The following is a 16,416-nucleotide window of genomic DNA, read 5'->3' as shown; positions in this document are numbered from 1 at the left end:
TGCGCCGTGAGTGAATCGCTCCTGCCCTACGCGGTGGGCGCGGCAAAGCGCGCCCGCACCATGGCGGTACGGGTGCGCCGCAAAGTCGAGCGGATGAACACCGTGCCCGCACTCGGTACGGGTGTCAGACCGCGGCCGGCCGTCGCGCCGGTCCACCTTTCGGTACTCGGCGGCCGCACGCTGAACCTGGCGGTCCCGGTCTCCCGGCACGCCTCGGACCCCGCCGCGGCGCGTCTGGAACTGACCCACGGCAGCCGCCGGGTCAGCGTCGACCTCGACGTGGAGCCGCAGTCGGCGGGTTCCCTGCTGCTGACCGCCACGGTGCCGCTGCGCTACGCGGAAAGCGACGACGACACGGCGCGCGGCCTGCTGCTCAGCGCCGGCGTCTGGCGCTTCTGCGTCGTCGTCACCGACGAGGGCGGTCGCGAGACCAGGGTCGACCTGTCCGCGCCGGCCTTCACCTCGGTCGACGGCCCGATGCTCCCCACCTCGCCGTCCGAGTCCAGCGGCGCCGTCTTCCGGGCGGTGCGCTCGGTGGACGGCCGCGCCATGCTCAAGGTCACGGCACCCGCCCACCAGGCGGATCTGACCGGCTTCGACCTGCGCTGGGACCGGGTGACGGTGCGCGGCCGGCTGCTGGCCGCCCGCCACCCGCACGAGCAGTACACCGCGGAGGTGGTCCGCAGGGGCACCAGCAAGTCCCTGCCGGTCGGGCTCGACTGGGACGGCGACGCCTTCACCTTCGACCTGCCGCTGCGGAACATGGCCGGCGGCTCGGGCGTCCAGCGCACCTGGGACGTCCAGCTGCGCGCGGGACGTACCAAGTTGAAGGTCGCCAAACGACTGACCCAGGTGCGCCACCCGAAGCAGGTGTTCCGGACTCCCTTCCGCATCATCTCGCTCGAGGACGGCTTCCTGATGCGCGTGCACGCCTACCTGACGCCTGCCGGAGCCCTTGCGGTGGCCTGCGCGGCTATCGGAACCAACGAGGACGCATGAAGATCACATTTCTGCTCACCTGGGGCGACGAGATGGGCGGCACAGAAATGGCCGCCTACACCCAGGCGATACATCTGTCCGCCCGGCACGACGTCGAAGTACTCAGCGTCTTCAAGACCCGGCGGGAGCCGTTCTTCGCGGCCGCGCAGCAGATAAAGAGGCGCTACCTGGTGGACAGGACCGGTGGCTACGGCCGGCCCGTGCGCCAGAGCGCGCTGGACGAGAAGGCGTGCAGGACCCTCGAGTCGCTGCCCAGCGAACTGATCAAGCCGGTCTGGGAGAACACCTTCGACCAGCTGTCCGACGTCGAGATGGCCGCCGCGCTGCCGGCCCTCGACTGCGACGTGCTGGTCACCACCACCCCGGCATTGATGGCCGCCGCCGCCGAACTGGCCCCGGCCCGCGTGGTGACCGTGCACGAGGAGCACCGCGCCTCCCAGCTGCGGGGTGTCTCGGGTGAGCCGCTGCTGGTCTACGGCCCGCGGATCGACGCGCTGGTCTCGCTGACCGAGCGCACCAACGACTGGTTCGCCGACTCGCTCGGCGACGCCGCGCCCGAGCTTGTCACCATCCCCAACGCCGTGTCCGACGGCTACCGGCCGCGCTCCGACCTGCAGAACAAGGTCATCGTGCTCGCCGCCCGTATGACCCCGGAAAAGCAGCTCGACCACGCCATCCAGGCCTTCCAGCGCATCGCGGGCGACTTCCCCGACTGGAAGCTGCGGATCTTCGGCGACGGCCCGCAGGAGGTGCGGCTGCGCCAGCTCGTCGAGGGCTTCGGCCTGCACATGCGGGTCGAACTGGTGGGCCGCTCCCAGCAGATGGAGGAGGAGTGGGCCAAGGCGGGACTGTGCCTGCTCCCGTCGCGCAACGAGGCCTTCCCGCTGGTGCTGCTGGAGATGTTCGCCGCCGGTGTGCCGGTGGTGGCCTACGACATCGTCACCGGCCCCGCGGAGATCATCAGGCACGACGTGGACGGGCTGCTGGTGCCGCCCGGCGACGTCGAGCTGCTGGCAGCGGCGATGGCCCGGCTCATCGGGGACGAGGAGACCAGGCACGCCTTCGGCAAGGCCGCCCGCGAAGGCGTCTACGAGCGCTTCAACGGCGAGCAGATCACCGCCCGCTGGGAAGAGCTGTTCACCCGCCTGGTGGCCGGGCGCGACGACCCGAAGCGCCTGGGCGGGCGCGCCGACCGCACCGCGCTGCGGGTCGCGGCCGGCGGCACCCGCAACTTCACCGTCGCCGCGCCCGTCTCGCCGCTGGCGAACTCCGCGGACGAGCAGAAGGCCCGGGAGGTGATGATCCAGGCCCAGGACCGGACGCTGGTGCGTTCCGCGGGACGGCTGGCCGAGGTCCGCGACGACATCAACGGCCCGCAGATGCTCGCGACCAACCTGGAGATCAGCGCCAAGGTCCTGGAGGACGCCGGGATCCCGTACATCCTGCTGCGCGCCGAGGGGGCGCAGCACCGGATCGCCGTGGCCGTCGAGGACCGGACCAGGGTGCTCGACGCGATGGCCACCGCGCTGCACGGCAAGCCGGTCTACGCCGAGCTGATCACCCCGCGCGGCGCCGCCCCCGGCGCGGTGCTCGCGGAACGCCTGCGGGACGTGGGCGAGGTCGCCGGGCTGCGGATGTTCAAGCCCGTGACCACCGGCAGCAGGACCCTGCGCTACGGGCCCGCCTACGGCTGCAGCGTGGAGTTCTGGGCCGTCGACGAGGAGGACGGCTGGCGCTCCACGCCGCGGGCCGCGACCCTGCTCGGCCGCCGGCTGCCGTCGCTCGCCCCGACCGCGAAGCTGCGGGTGGGCAACCGGGACTACCCGACGCTTGCGCACTTCACCAAGCAGCTCATGTGGGACGTCGACTATCCGATAGACGTCGTCTACACCTGGGTGGACGGCGACGACAGGGCCTGGCAGGAGCGCCGCAACGCGGTGCGCCGCGAGCGCGGCATGGCCGTCGCGGAGAACACCGACGCCGACAACGGCGACGTCAGGTTCCGCAACCGCGACGAGCTGCGCTACTCGCTGCGCTCGCTGGAGATGTACGCGCCCTGGGTACGCAACGTCTACCTGGTGACCGACGACCAGGTCCCGGCCTGGCTCGACACCGCCTGCCCCGACGTGAAGGTGGTCAGCCACCGGGAGATCTTCGCCGACCCGGACAGCCTGCCGACCTTCAACTCGCACGCCATCGAGAGCCAGGTCCACCGGATAGAGGGCCTGTCCGAGCACTTCCTCTACCTCAACGACGACTTCTTCATCGGCCGGCCGCTGTCGCCCGAGCTGTTCTTCCTGAGCAACGGCATAGCGAAGTTCTTCAGGTCGCCGGTCGCGGTTCCGCCGACGCCGCCCTCGGACGACGACGAGGGCTACTTCGCCGCGGCGAAGAACAACCGCAAGCTGCTGGAGGACACCTTCGGGCGGACCGCCACCCAGAGCTTCCTGCACGCGCCGCACCCGCTGCGCCGCAGCGTGCTCTCGGAGATCGCGGAGAAGTTCCCCGACGAGGTGTCGAGGACCGCGGCCAACCCCTTCCGGGGCAACACCGACCTGTCGATCACCTCGTCGCTGCACCACCACTACGGCTACCTCACCGGCCGTTCCGTGCCCGGCACGATCTCGTGCAGCTACGTCAACGCCGGCGACTACGACCACCACTCGGTGCTCGGCCGCCTGCTGGCGTCCCGCAACTACGACGTCTTCTGCATCGGGGAGTCGCCGGACGCGGAGGTGCCCGCGGAGGAGCAGGCACGGGTGATGCACGCCTTCCTCAACGCCTACTACCCGGTGAAGTCCCGCTTCGAGCGGGACTGACCACCGGGCGGGCCGTGGCCCGGTACCGGGCGGCTGCCCGGTGCCGGGCCTACTTCTTCTCGAAGGGTCCCGGCACCGGGAAGTACGCCTCGAGGAACGGCGTGATCAGGTCCTTCTGCTCCGTGACGTCCTCGCCGGTGGACACCGTGTCGTTCACGCAGAACACCGTCTTGTCGCGGCGGGCCAGCAGCCTGCCGAGCCGGGTCTCGGTCCACGGGTGGGTCAGGTCGATGTACGTGTAGGGCAGCTCAGACGGCACGGCCCGGCGGGTGGCGAACGCGTAGTAGTGGTGCAGCGAGGACGCGATGGAGATGTCGTCGATGCTGCGGAAGTGGCTGGACTCGGTGCGCCGGTACTCCTCCGCGAACTCCGCCTCGATCTCGGCGAGCACGCTGCGCCGCAGCGGGTGCGGCATGTGCTTCATCTTCTGCACCAGCACCGAGCCGTAGCGCTCCTCGATGAGCCGCCTGTTGTTCTTGCCCGCCGCCGCCACCGGCGGGTCGTCCGCGGTGCGACGGCCCAGCGGGACCAGGGCGGGCGAGGGGAAGAACTTGGTCAGGCCGTTGGCGAGGAAGAAGTCCTGCGGAGTGACCTCGTTGCCCAGCAGCACGTCGTCGTTGAAGTAGAGGAAGTGCTCGGACAGGCCTTCTATGTGGTGCAGCTGGCTCTCGATGGCGTGCGAGTTGAAGGTCGGCAGCGAGGCGGCCGAGCGGAAGATCTCCCGGTGGCTGACCACCTGGATGTCGGGGTGCGCGCTGTCCAGCCAGGACGGCGTCTGGTCGTCGGTGACCAGGAAGACCTTCCGGACCCAGGGCGCGTACATGTGCAGCGAGCGCAGCGAGTAGCGCAGCTCGTCGCGGCTGAGGTAGCGGGCCGCGTTGGCGGCCTCCTCGTGGTAGCCCTCGCCGGAGAACTCCGCGCGGCGGCGCAGCCAGGCGGGGTCGGCGCCGTCCACCCAGGTGTAGACGACGTCCACGGGGAAGCGGACCTCGCCGGTGGGGTGGATCGCGAAGTGCTCGCGGGTGGGCACCTCGTGGAGCGGGCCCGCGCCGGTGTCGCGCGGTGCCAGGTCGGTGAAGTACGCCTCGGCGGCGTGCACCGGCTCGGAGTCGGCAGGGATGTCCTCGGCGAGCTTGCCGGGCCGCGGCGCGACCAGCCGGCCGTCCTCCTCTGCCCAGAACTCGATGTCGCAGCCGTAGCGCGTACCGAGCGCCAGCCGGCCGTGCTCGTCGCTGCGGTACCAGGTCAGCCGGAAGACGCCCGCGTCGGCGACCTTGCGCCAGGCCGCGGGCTCGTATCCGGGCAGCGACTCCTCGGGCACCGGGCTGTTGCCGGAGACCGGCGTCACGTAGCCGGGCTCCTCGGCGCACAGCGCGGTCAGCGCGGCGAGCACCGCCTTGCGGTCGGCTTCCCTGACGGCGACGGCCGCGGCGGTCTCCGACCGGCCGCGTACGCAGAAGTGGTTCAGGCCGGCCGCCTCCAGGCAGTCGAGCACGGCGTCCAGGTTGGCCCGGCGGGCCGCCAGCGGGGTCACCCCCGGGATCACCAGTGCGACCTTGGGCTCCCTGCCGACGGTCAGCACCCGGCGGTCGGGGCGGTCGAGCAGGGCCTGGTGGCGCTTGCCGACCCGGGCGGCGCGGACCCGCTCGGCGGCAGCGGTGGCTCCGGCGATCCTGAGTTTCACCTGCTTGCGCAGATCCGAGTCGACGCGGGCGGCGATGGCCTTGCGGGCGCTCTCCGGCACGGCTCGTCGGTAGACCCCCAGCAGCCGGGGTGCCTCGGGATTACGCACGGCGGGCGACTCCTCATCGAACGACGGCCCCGGTGGGAGGCCGTCCGGCGGACCAAACGCAGCCATCGAGGCCGACATCCCCAGTATGCCTTGCGTTCGTCCGGCGTCCCCATGCGGTCCATTTGGGCCGGTTGCGATCACCGGGAGACCGTTCCGGTTCCCCTTGCGCGGTGAATTCTTGGCACTACCATTCGGACAGCTTGCTGAACGTTCGCCGACCTCATAGCGCACACTCACCGAAGCGCAGGACCCCCGCCTACACTGACGCTCACATATGCGGCTCGGTTTCCAGCCGCCGCACCGCGTATTTGACGCACGGCGCCGAAAGTGACCTTCATGCGACTGTCGATCGTAGTTCCCTGTTACAACGAAGAAGCCGTCATCGAGCTCTTCGATCTGCGGATCAGGGAGACCCTGGACACGCTCGCCATCGACTACGAGCTGTGTTATGTCGATGACGGCAGCAAGGACGGGACCCTCGAACGGCTTCGGGTGCTCGCCAAGAACAACCAGGGCAGCACGCGCTATGTCTCGTTCAGCCGGAACTTCGGCAAGGAGGCCGGCATGCTGGCCGGCCTGCGGGAGGCCACGGGCGACGCGGTCGTCCTCATGGACGCGGACCTCCAGCACCCGCCGGAGCTGATCGCCCGGATGCTGGAGCTCTACCACCTGGGCCACGACCAGGTGATCGCCCGGCGCACCCGCGAGGGCGACAAGAAGCTGCGCAGCGCGGTCAGCAGCCTCTACTACCGGATGATCAACAAGTGGGTGGACGTCGAGCTCACCGACGGCGTCGGCGACTTCCGGCTGCTGTCGCGCCCCGCGGTCGACGCGCTGCTGTCGATGCCGGAGTACAACCGCTTCTCCAAGGGCCTGTTCTCCTGGATCGGCTTCGACACCGTCACCTTCGACTACCGCAACGCGGCGCGCGAGGCAGGCGAGACGAAGTGGCGCTTCGGGGCGCTGATCAACTACGGCATGGACGGGCTAATCTCGTTCAACAACCGCCCGCTGCGGCTGGCGATCTACGCCGGTCTCGGGCTCGCCGGCCTCGCCGCGGTCTACGCGGCGGTGATCACCATCATGGCGATCATCCAGGGCCCCAGCGCGCCGGGTTACGTCACCCTGCTCATCGCTATCACCGGCCTCGGCGGCCTGCAGATGATGATGCTGGGGCTCATCGGCGAGTACATCGGCCGTATCTACTACGAGACGAAGCGCCGCCCGCACTTCCTGGTCAAGGAGACGAACGCGCCGCGCGCCTTCCGGGTCGGCGACCAGGCGGGGGCGCCGGCCGGCGAGGTGCGGACCGCGCAGGCCCAGCCGCGTGCCGAGCAGGACTGGTCGGAGATCCGGTGAGCTCGAGCATGCCCAGGCTCTCCCCCCAGCTGCTCCAGATCGTCCGCTTCGCGCTGGTCGGCGGGGTCAACACCGCGACCTTCTACGGTTTCTATCTGGCACTGCATCCGCTGATGCCGTATTTCGCCGCGTATTCGCTGGCGTTCGTGCTGAGCATGATCGGGTCGTTCTTCCTCAACACGTACTTCACCTATCGCACCCGCCCGACGTGGAAGAAGTTCTTTCTCTTCCCGCTGACCAACATCACGAACTACGTGGTGACCAGCATCGGCGTCTACGCGTTCGTGGAGTGGGCGGGCATGAACGACAAGATCGCCCCGCTGGTCGCCGCGGCCGCCGCGATCCCGTTCACGTACGTCCTGTCCCGCCGCATCCTGACCAAGGACACGCCGGCCGCCACGGCCTTCTGAACGACCCGGCCGGGTACAACCCCGCGACCCCGCGCGCCGCGGACCGGCACCCGCCGGTCCGCGGCGCGGTGGCTTCAGCGGACCGGCACCCGCCGGTCCACTGAAGCCGCGGCTCACTCGAAGGGGTCGAAGCCCCGGTAGGCCTCCTCGGCCTCGTCGCGCTCGGCCTGCTTGTCGCGGCGCCGGGTGACGGCCGCGCGGGGGGCGTCGAAGCGGTGGTCCTCGCCGCGGCGGCCGAGCATCTCGGCGCCGGCGGCCATGGTCGGCTCCCAGTCGAAGACGACCGCGTCGTCGTCCGCGCCGATGGCGACACCGTCGCCCGGCTTGGCGCCGGCCTTGAGGAGTTCGGCCTCGACACCGAGGCGGTTGAGGCGGTCGGCGAGGTAGCCGACGGCCTCGTCGTTGCTGAAGTCGGTCTGCCGCACCCAGCGTTCCGGCTTCTCGCCGCGCACCCGGAAGAGGTCGTCCTCCTCGGCGGTGACGGTGAAGCCGGCGTCGTCGACCGCCTGCGGGCGGATGACGACGCGGGTGGACTCCTGGGCCGGCTGGGCGGCACGCGTGTCGGCGACGATCTTGGCGAGGGCGTAGGACAGTTCCCTGAGGCCCTCGTGGGAGACCGCGGAGACCTCGAAGACCTGGTAGCCGCGGGACTCGAGGTCGGGCCTGATGATCTCGGCCAGGTCGCGCCCGTCGGGCACGTCGATCTTGTTGAGCACGACGATCCGCGGCCGGTCCTCGAGACCGGCGCCGTAGGCGCGCAGCTCCGCCTCGATGACGTCGAGGTCGGTGGCCGGGTCGCGGTCGGACTCCAGCGTCGCGGTGTCCAGCACGTGCACCAGCACCGAGCAGCGCTCGACGTGCCGCAGGAACTCCAGGCCCAGGCCGCGCCCCTCGCTGGCACCCGGGATCAGCCCTGGCACGTCCGCGATCGTGTAGACGGTGGAACCCGCGGTCACCACACCGAGGTTGGGCACCAGGGTGGTGAAGGGATAGTCCGCGATCTTCGGCTTGGCCGCCGACAGCACCGAGATCAGCGAGGACTTGCCGGCGCTGGGGTAACCCACCAGCGCCACGTCCGCGACCGTCTTGAGCTCCAGCACCACGTCCCGCGCGATGCCCGGCTCGCCGAGCAGCGCGAAGCCAGGTGCCTTGCGGCGGGCCGAGGCCAGCGCCGCGTTGCCCAGGCCGCCGCGGCCGCCCTGCCCCGCGACGTACGTGGTGCCCTGGCCGACCAGGTCGGCCAGCACGTTGCCCTGCTTGTCCATGACGACCGTGCCGTCGGGCACCGGCAGCACCAGGTCCGTGCCGTCCTTGCCCGACCGGTTGCCGCCCTCCCCCGGCTTGCCGTTGGTGGCCTTGCGGTGCGGGCTGTGGTGGTAGTCGAGCAGCGTCGTGACGTCCTGCTCGACCACCAGGACCACGTCGCCGCCGCGGCCGCCGTTGCCGCCGTCGGGGCCGCCCAGCGGCTTGAACTTCTCCCGGTGCACGGAGGCGCAGCCGTGGCCCCCGTTACCCGCGGCGACATGCAGCTCGACGCGGTCCACGAAGGTGGTCATGGCGTTTCCTCCAGATACATACGGGTCTGCGCGCATCCACGCGCAGTCATAACGCGCCGAGGGCGGCCCCCCTTCCCGTGTACCGGGAAGCGGGTCCGCCCTCGGAAAAGCCCTCAGCGTGCCCTTCAGGCAGCCGGAACGATGTTCACGACGCGGCGGCCCCGCTTCGTGCCGAACTCGACAGAACCGGCGGACAGCGCGAACAGCGTGTCGTCCTTGCCGATGCCGACGCCCGAACCGGGGTGGAAGTGCGTGCCGCGCTGGCGGACGATGATCTCACCGGCGTTGACGACCTGGCCGCCGAAGCGCTTGACGCCGAGCCGCTGAGCGTTGGAGTCGCGACCGTTCCGGGTGGACGATGCGCCCTTCTTGTGTGCCATCTCTCCTCAGTCCCTTACTTCGCAGCCGCGGCGGGGATGCCAGTGATCTTCAGCGCCGTGTACTGCTGGCGGTGACCCTGGCGACGGCGGTAACCGGTCTTGTTCTTGTAACGCAGGATGTCGATCTTCTGGCCCTTGTGGTGGTCGACGATCTCGGCCTCGACCTTGATCCCGGCCAGCACCCACGGGTCGCTGGTGACGGCTTCGCCGTCCACCACGAGCAGCGTCGAGAGCTCGACGGCGTCGCCGACCTTGCCGGTGGGAATCTTGTCGACCTCGACGATGTCGCCGACGGCCACCTTGTGCTGGCGGCCACCGCTACGCACGATCGCGTACACGCTGAACTCACTCTCTGCTCGATTCGGACCCCTGATGCCAGCCGTCCCTGTCGTGACCGGGGGGCCTCTCCCGGACTGACCGGGAGGAACGTGCTCAGGAGATGGGCGCAGAAACGCCGAAGCTCAACTTTACGTAGTGCCCTCGGCCCGGTCAAATCGCCCTGGGCGGCCCCTGAGGGCCCCCGGCCCGGCCCGACATGCGGCGGGCCGAAGGCGCGAGTCCCCGCGGCCGGTGCGGCCGCGGGGACTCGGGACGGGACTACTCCGCGGAGGTCGCGGCCTTCTTGGCCGGGGCCTTCTTCACCGCGGCCTTCTTGGTCGTCGTCTTCTTCGCCGCGGCCTTCTTCGCCGTCTTCTTGGCCGCCGCCTTCTTCGCGGGAGCCTTGCGGGCCGCCCGCTTCTTCGGCTCGGCCTCGACCTCGACCTCGACCTCCGCCGCGTCCGCGGACCCGGCCTCGACGGCCGCGGCCACCACGATCTCCGTGTCCTCACCCGTCGCGGGCGAACCCGCGGGAGCGGCCACCTTGCGGGTCGCGCGGCGCCGCGTACGGGCCGGCGGCTCGGTCGAGACCTCGGGCTCCGGCAGCGCCGCCACCGCAGCGGCCGGCGCCTCGGCGGCGACCACCACGACGGCCGTGTCGTCGCCCGTGGCGGGCGAGCCCGCAGGAGCGGTGGCCTTGCGGGTCGCGCGGCGCCGCGTGCGGGCCGGCGGCTCCGTGGAGACCTCGGGCGCCTCGGGCAGTACCGCCACCGGCTCGACGTCGGGCTCGCTCACCGGCACCACGACGAAGGCCTGCTCGGCGTCGCCGGCCGCCGCGGCGGGCGCACCCGCGGGCGCGGTCGCCTTGCGTGCGCCCCGGCGCCGGTTGCGGCCCCTGGACGAGCTCGCGGCGGCCTCCGCCTCAGCGGCGCTGCCGAACCACTCCTCCTCGGGGTCGCCGACCGCCGGGACCAGGTCGGACTCGCCGACCTCGATCGGCTCCAGCTCGGGCAGCTCCTCGGCCTCGTCGACCTCTGCCTCGGCATCGGTCTCGGCGATGTGCTCGTGGCCCTCACCGGCACCGACGCCGGCCTTGCCGCCGCGCCGCTTGCGCTTGCCGCCGCCACCGCCGGTGGTGGTCGCCTGGTCCATGTGGACGATGACGCCGCGCCCGTTGCAGTGCACGCAGGTCTCGGAGAAGGACTCCAGCAGGCCCTGGCCGACCCGCTTGCGGGTCATCTGGACCAGGCCGAGCGAGGTGACTTCCGCCACCTGGTGCTTGGTGCGGTCCCGGCCGAGGCATTCCAGCAGCCGGCGCATCACCAGGTCGCGGTTGGACTCCAGGACCATGTCGATGAAGTCGACGACCACGATGCCGCCGAGGTCCCGCAGCCGCAGCTGCCGGACGATCTCCTCGGCCGCCTCCAGGTTGTTGCGGGTGACGGTCTCCTCCAGGTTGCCGCCCTGCCCGGTGAACTTGCCGGTGTTGACGTCGACCACGACCATCGCCTCGGTCTTGTCGATCACCAGCGAACCGCCGGACGGCAGCCACACCTTGCGGTCCAGCGCCTTGAGCAGCTGCTCGTCGATGCGGTACGTCGCGAAGACGTCCACCTCCGACGTCCAGCGGGACAACCGCTCCGCCAGGTCGGGCGCCACGTGGGTGACGTAGTCGTGGATGGTGCCCCACGCCTCGTCACCGCTGACGATGACCTTGGAGAAGTCCTCGTTGAAGATGTCCCTGACCACCCGGACGGTCATGTCCGGCTCGCCGTAGAGCAGGGTCGGCGCGTTGGAGCCGCCGCCGTTCTTCGCCTTGCGCTGGATGTCGTCCCACTGCGCCTGGAGGCGCTCGACGTCGCGGCGCAGCTCGTCCTCGCTCGCGCCCTCCGCGGCGGTGCGCACGATGACACCGGCGTCCTCGGGGACGATCTTCTTCAGGATCGCCTTGAGCCGGGCGCGCTCGGTGTCGGGCAGCTTGCGGCTGATGCCGGTCATCGAGCCCTCGGGCACGTAGACCAGGTAGCGGCCGGGCAGGCTGACCTGGCTGGTGAGCCGGGCGCCCTTGTGGCCGATCGGGTCCTTGGTGACCTGGACCAGCACCGGCTGGCCCGACTTCAGCGCGGACTCGATCCGGCGCGGGCCGCCGGACAGGCCGAGCGCCTCGAAGTTGACCTCACCGGCGTAGAGCACCGCGTTGCGGCCCTTGCCGATGTCGACGAAGGCGGCCTCCATCGACGGCAGCACGTTCTGGACCTTGCCCAGGTAGACGTTGCCGACGTAGCTGGTGGCCTGCTCCTTGTTGACGTAGTGCTCGACGAGGACGTTGTCCTCCAGCACGCCGATCTGGGTGCGCTCGCCGTTCTGCCGCACCACCATGACGCGCTCGACCGCCTCGCGGCGGGCCAGGAACTCGGCCTCGGTGATGATCGGCACCCGGCGGCGGCCCTGCTCGCGGCCTTCGCGGCGGCGCTGCTTCTTGGCCTCGAGGCGGGTGGAGCCCTTGATGGACTGCACCTGGTCGGCACCGGTGCCGAGCGGTTCCTGGCTCTGCCGCGGCTCGCGGACCTTGACGACCGTACGCTCCGGGTCGTCGTCCCCGTCGTGGCCGTTCGAGTCGTCCGCGCCGGAGTCGCCACCGCGGCGACGGCGACGGCGCCGGCGACGGCTGCTGGTGCTGCCGCCCGACCCGCCCCCCTGCGGGTGGTCCTCGTCGTGCTCGTCGGCGGATTCGGCCTCGTCGCCGTCCTGCGACTCGTCCTCGTCCTCGTCCTCACCGGACGCGGTGTCGTCGTGCTCCGCGGACTCGCCGCGGCGACGGCGGCGGCCACCGCGGCGGCGGCGCCGGGACGACGGGCGGTCCTCGCCGTCGGCGTCGCCCTCGCCGTCCTCGGAGTCGCCCTCCTCGGCCTCGGCCTCGGCGCTCTCCGCGGTGTGCCGCTCGGCGCTCTCGGCACCGTGCGCGGCCTCGGGCTCGGCCTCCACCGCGGAGCCGCCCCTGCGGCGGCGGCGACGGCGCGGGCCGCCGGCCTCGTGCTCCTCGGCCTCGGGTTCGGCCTCGGGCTCCGCTTCCGTCTCCTCGGCCGCCGCGGGAGCGGCGCCGGACGCGCTGAAGACCGGCGGCTGGAAGACCGCGGTCGGCGGCTGTGCGGCGCGGCGGCGGCCGCGGGAGGGCGCTTCCTCGGTCCTCACGTCGAGCGTCACGGACTCGGCGGGGATGCCGAAGGCGTCGGCCAGTGCGGTCACCGCCTGCGCGGCGGCGGCCTCGGGCGTGGCGCCGTAGCCGCGGATCTCGTAGGCCTCGTCGACCTCGACGGCCCAGCCGTCGCCGTCGCGCAGGGCCTTGCCGGTGTACGCGCTGGAAACCGCGGCGGGGGCCGCGTCGCCCGCGGACGCCTGCTGGGGGGCGAGCGCACCAGGCTTCAGCCGCCGAGAGCCGTCGCCGCTGGGCGCGGAGAAGGTCGCGGCGGGCGCCGCCTTCTTCCGGGTCCGCCGGGCCCGCCCTGCGGGCGCGGCCTCCTCGGCGGGGGCCTCGGGGGCGCCGGTCTCCTCGGCGACCGCGGGCGCGCCGGCGGGAGCCGTCGCCTTGCGCGTCGCACGACGACGGGCACGCGACGTGGACTCCTCGGAGGCCGCGGGCTCCTCGGGAGCGGCCGCCACCTCCGCGGCAGGCGCCTCGGGCGCCTCTTCCGTCACGGCGGGCGAACCGGCGGGAGCCGTCGCCTTACGGGTCGCACGACGACGGGCACGTGCCGGGGCCGCGTCCGAGACGGCGGCCTCCTCGGCAACGGGTGCATCAGCAGCGGGCGCGGCAACGGCCGGCGCCTGCTCGGCGGCCTCGCTCACCGCAGGCGAACCCGCGGGAGCCGTCGCCTTGCGCGTCGCACGACGACGGGCACGCGGCGTGGACTCCTCGGAGGCCGCGGGCTCCTCGGCAGCAGCCGCCACCTCCGCGGCAGGCGCCTCGGGCGCCTCTTCCGTCACGGCGGGCGAACCCGCGGGAGCCGTCGCCTTGCGCGTCGCACGACGACGGGCACGCGCCGGAGCCGCGTCCGAGACGGCGGCCTCCTCGGCAACGGGTACATCAGCAGCGGGCGCGGCAACGGCCGGCGCCTGCTCGGCGGCCTCGCTCACCGCAGGCGAACCCGCGGGAGCCGTCGCCTTGCGCGTCGCACGACGACGGGCACGCACGGGAGCCTCGTCGGAAACCGCGGGCTCCTCGGCAGCAGCCGGTACATCGGCGGCGGGTGTCACGGCGTCGCCGGACTCGGGTGTTCCGGCGGGGGCCGTCGCCTTGCGCGTCGCGCGGCGGCGCGGGCGGGCAGGGGCGGCGTCCTCGGCGGGCGCGGCCTCGGCGGCGGGCTCCTCGCTGCTCGCGGCCGTCTTGCGGGTCGCGCGGCGGCGGGCGGGGGCCTCGGGGGCGTCACCCGAGTCGGGGGAAGCGGGCTCGGCGGCGGCGGCCTTGCGGGTGCGGCGCCTGGCCGGGGCGGCCTCGGGCGCGTCGCTCGCGCCTGCGGTGCCGTCCGTCTCGCCGGCCGGGGGGCCTGCGGGGCGGGACGCGGCGCGCCTGCGGCGCGGAGGTGCGGCTTCCGCGGGGGTGTCGCCTGCGGTGGACTGAGGATCGGTCTGGTCGGGCATTCGGGCAGTGCTCCCGTCATGCTCCCGGGCGCCGCGTCCGGGTGGAGGGGGCAGGCCGCTTGGATCGCGGGGGCCGCCCTCCGGGGCGCGGGCGCCGCACGGGAGCTGCTGTGTCGCTCGTCGGCCGCCCCTGTGGGGGCCGACGAAAGTCTCATGTGGTCTGCGGCGCCGGACCCGGGTGGCTCCCTGGTGCGTCGGCGACGCGTGACGACGTGGCTACGCGGAACCGGCGGGTACCGCCACGGCGTCGCGATCTGGCGCGAGCGGGTCGGTGACCGTGCCGGTGTCCTCGTCGAGCGGCCCCTGCGCCAGCCTGGTCACCGCTGCGGGGACCGGCGGCGCGAGGTCGGCCGTCGCATGGAGGCCGGACAGTACGTCGTCGGGTCGCACGGCAGGTGTCAGGTGCCGCACAACCAGCCGCAGTATCGCACAGGCGCGGTCCTGCGGCCTATCGGCACCCTGCTGCGCCGTGTCGGGGTCTCCGGACTCCTCGACGACCTCGAACCGCGTGACGGCGGCCCGGCAGTCGAAGGTACGGATTCCGTTCTTGGTGCTGCGCTGTACTTCCACGGTCTCCGCGGCGAGGAACGCCGCGACCGCCCGCCGGGCCTGCGCGGGCTCGACGCCGTCGAGCCTGAGCTGCCAGACCGACGCCTCCAGGCGGTCCACCAGGCCCGAGGTGCGGGCCTCGACCGCCTCGATGACATCGAGTCCTGCGGGCAGCGACTCGTCCAGCAGTGCCCGCAGCAGTTCCGGGTCGCGGAACTGCGCCAGGCCGATCTCCAGATACTCCGCCTCGCTGCCGACACCGGTGGGCGCGGCATTGGCGTACGACACCTTGGGGTGCGGCGTGAAGCCGGCCGAATACGCCATCGGCACCTCGGCGCGGCGCAGGGCCCGCTCGAAGGCGCGCTGGAAATCGCGGTGGCTGGTGAACCGGAGGCGGCCTCGCTTGGTGTAGCGCAAACGAATGCGCTGCACCGTCGGTGCGGGCGGCGGGCCTTCGGGCTGTCGCTTGCCCAGTGTCGTTCAGTCCCTACATGCGAATCGGGGGTGCGTCGTCCTCCAAGGTTACGCCGAGCCGCGGACCGTCGTGGCCGCACGTCCGCCCACCTGTGGACAACTCCCGCAAGCCGGCGCTCAGCGGTGCGAGCGCGGTGTGCTCCCGCCGCCGTCCCCGCGCCCCGGGTCCTTGCGCCCGAAGTCCCTGCGGGGGTCGGGCAGCGCGGTGGCGGGCCGCCCTTCCACCGGGTGCGCGCCTTCGCGGACGTCCGGGGGTTCGTACGTCACCGCCGGGCGGTACTCAAGGGGCGCCGGCCGCTCCGCGGGGGCGGCCGGCGCGCCGAACAGGGCCTGCCGTACGGTCCTGCGGGCCTCACTGACCGCCTCGCCGATCGGCCGCCAGACCGCCTGGCGGCACCAGCGCCCCGCGGCACGCAGGCCGCGCCGCGCGGGGGCCACGATCCGGCTGCGGACCCACATCGCCGGTATGACGACCGCGACCCTGAAGGTCCAGGCGACCGGGACGACGACCAGCACCCGCCACATCCACGCCAGCCCGCGGCCGACCGCCCGCGACACGTACGCCGTCATCCGCCAGGCGAAGGCCAGCGCCACCCCGATCTCCCGGGCCACCGGCACGACGACCCGGCGCCACAGGAAGCCCAGCGGCACGACCAGCAGGTAGCGCACCGCGAACACCACCGGCAGCACCACCAGGTAACGCACCACGAAGACCACCGGCACGACCACCCCGTAGCGCACCACGAAGACCACCGCGGCCCACAACCCCACCGCAGCCGGCACCACCAGCGTCCGCCACCCCCACACCAGCGGCACGACGACCAGCACCCGCCACCCCCACGCCAGCGCGCGACCCGCGCCCCGCAGCACGTAGGCCGCCGCCCGGCACACCAGGGCCAGCGCCGCGCCGAACCTCCGGCCGACCGGCACGACGACGCGGCGCCACAGGAAGCCCAGCGGCACGACCAGCAGGTAGCGCACCGCGAACACCACCGGCAGCACCACCAGGTAACGCACCACGAAGACGACCGGCACGACCACCCCGTAGCGCACCACGAAGACCACCGCGGCCCACAACCCCACCGCAGCCGGCACCACCAGCGTCCGCCACCCCCACACCAG

The 16,416-nt window shown here is 72.3% G+C and carries 10 protein-coding genes and 1 pseudogene; 4 read left to right on the top strand and 7 right to left on the bottom strand.

Features of this window, described 5'->3' with window-relative positions:
* Nucleotides 1-6: 6 nt before the first annotated feature.
* Both ACGFMP_RS06450 and ACGFMP_RS06445 read left to right on the top strand, forming a co-directional pair.
* The gene (locus ACGFMP_RS06450) at nt 7-999 is read left to right on the top strand and encodes a hypothetical protein (RefSeq protein WP_393670666.1); all 993 of its coding nucleotides are present in this window, start codon (nt 7-9) and stop codon (nt 997-999) included.
* Nucleotides 996-3,818 (top strand): stealth conserved region 3 domain-containing protein, encoded by a 2,823-nt coding sequence (locus ACGFMP_RS06445; protein WP_393670665.1) that lies wholly within the window; start codon nt 996-998, stop codon nt 3,816-3,818. Before ACGFMP_RS06450 ends, ACGFMP_RS06445 begins: the two co-directional genes overlap by 4 nt.
* A gap of 49 nt (nt 3,819-3,867) precedes the next feature.
* Here ACGFMP_RS06445 and ACGFMP_RS06440 read toward each other — a convergent pair whose 3' ends face one another.
* A complete protein-coding gene (locus tag ACGFMP_RS06440; protein ID WP_393670663.1) occupies nt 3,868-5,610 on the bottom strand; it encodes a stealth family protein in 1,743 nt (580 codons plus the stop codon).
* Between the two features lie 336 nt (nt 5,611-5,946).
* On the opposite strand from ACGFMP_RS06440, the gene ACGFMP_RS06435 reads away from it, so the two are divergent.
* Together ACGFMP_RS06435 and ACGFMP_RS06430 are read left to right on the top strand one after the other, a co-directional pair.
* Nucleotides 5,947-6,969, top strand: coding sequence for a glycosyltransferase family 2 protein (locus tag ACGFMP_RS06435; RefSeq protein WP_393670661.1), 1,023 nt, complete (start codon nt 5,947-5,949; stop codon nt 6,967-6,969).
* 8 nt (nt 6,970-6,977) lie between these two features.
* Entirely contained in the window at nt 6,978-7,379 is a 402-nt protein-coding gene (locus ACGFMP_RS06430) for a GtrA family protein (protein WP_393670659.1), read from the top strand.
* A gap of 113 nt (nt 7,380-7,492) precedes the next feature.
* On the opposite strand, the gene obgE is transcribed toward ACGFMP_RS06430, so the two are convergent.
* The 6 genes and pseudogenes from obgE to ACGFMP_RS06400 form a co-directional block, all read right to left on the bottom strand.
* Nucleotides 7,493-8,935, bottom strand: coding sequence for a GTPase ObgE (gene obgE / locus ACGFMP_RS06425; RefSeq protein WP_393670658.1), 1,443 nt, complete (start codon nt 8,933-8,935; stop codon nt 7,493-7,495).
* A gap of 125 nt (nt 8,936-9,060) precedes the next feature.
* Nucleotides 9,061-9,315 carry a 50S ribosomal protein L27 gene (gene rpmA / locus ACGFMP_RS06420; RefSeq protein WP_393670656.1) on the bottom strand — a complete coding sequence of 85 codons (255 nt, stop codon included), beginning with the start codon at nt 9,313-9,315 and terminating at the stop codon, nt 9,061-9,063.
* Between the two features lie 14 nt (nt 9,316-9,329).
* A complete protein-coding gene (gene rplU, locus ACGFMP_RS06415) occupies nt 9,330-9,653 on the bottom strand; it encodes a 50S ribosomal protein L21 (protein ID WP_033172875.1) in 324 nt (107 codons plus the stop codon).
* Between the two features lie 259 nt (nt 9,654-9,912).
* The gene (locus tag ACGFMP_RS06410) at nt 9,913-14,271 is read right to left on the bottom strand and encodes a ribonuclease E/G (protein WP_393670655.1); all 4,359 of its coding nucleotides are present in this window, start codon (nt 14,269-14,271) and stop codon (nt 9,913-9,915) included.
* A gap of 216 nt (nt 14,272-14,487) precedes the next feature.
* Nucleotides 14,488-15,252, bottom strand: a complete 765-nt coding sequence (locus tag ACGFMP_RS06405; protein ID WP_393670653.1) for a TIGR03936 family radical SAM-associated protein — start codon at nt 15,250-15,252, stop codon at nt 14,488-14,490.
* Between the two features lie 159 nt (nt 15,253-15,411).
* Nucleotides 15,412-16,416, bottom strand: a pseudogene (locus ACGFMP_RS06400) (hypothetical protein); the annotation flags it as partial.

The organism is Streptomyces sp. NPDC049040, from assembly GCF_043197715.1.
Lineage (GTDB): Bacteria > Actinomycetota > Actinomycetes > Streptomycetales > Streptomycetaceae > Actinacidiphila.
This window is presented reverse-complemented; position numbering and strand designations above follow the sequence as displayed.

Coding starts and splice junctions, on each gene's coding strand:
- ACGFMP_RS06435 (WP_393670661.1), top strand. CDS start 5,947: ATGCGACTGTCGATCGTAGTTCCCTGTTACAACGAAGAAGCCGTCATC.
- ACGFMP_RS06410 (WP_393670655.1), bottom strand. CDS start 14,271: ATGCCCGACCAGACCGATCCTCAGTCCACCGCAGGCGACACCCCCGCG.
- ACGFMP_RS06445 (WP_393670665.1), top strand. CDS start 996: ATGAAGATCACATTTCTGCTCACCTGGGGCGACGAGATGGGCGGCACA.
- obgE (WP_393670658.1), bottom strand. CDS start 8,935: ATGACCACCTTCGTGGACCGCGTCGAGCTGCATGTCGCCGCGGGTAAC.
- ACGFMP_RS06430 (WP_393670659.1), top strand. CDS start 6,978: ATGCCCAGGCTCTCCCCCCAGCTGCTCCAGATCGTCCGCTTCGCGCTG.
- rpmA (WP_393670656.1), bottom strand. CDS start 9,315: ATGGCACACAAGAAGGGCGCATCGTCCACCCGGAACGGTCGCGACTCC.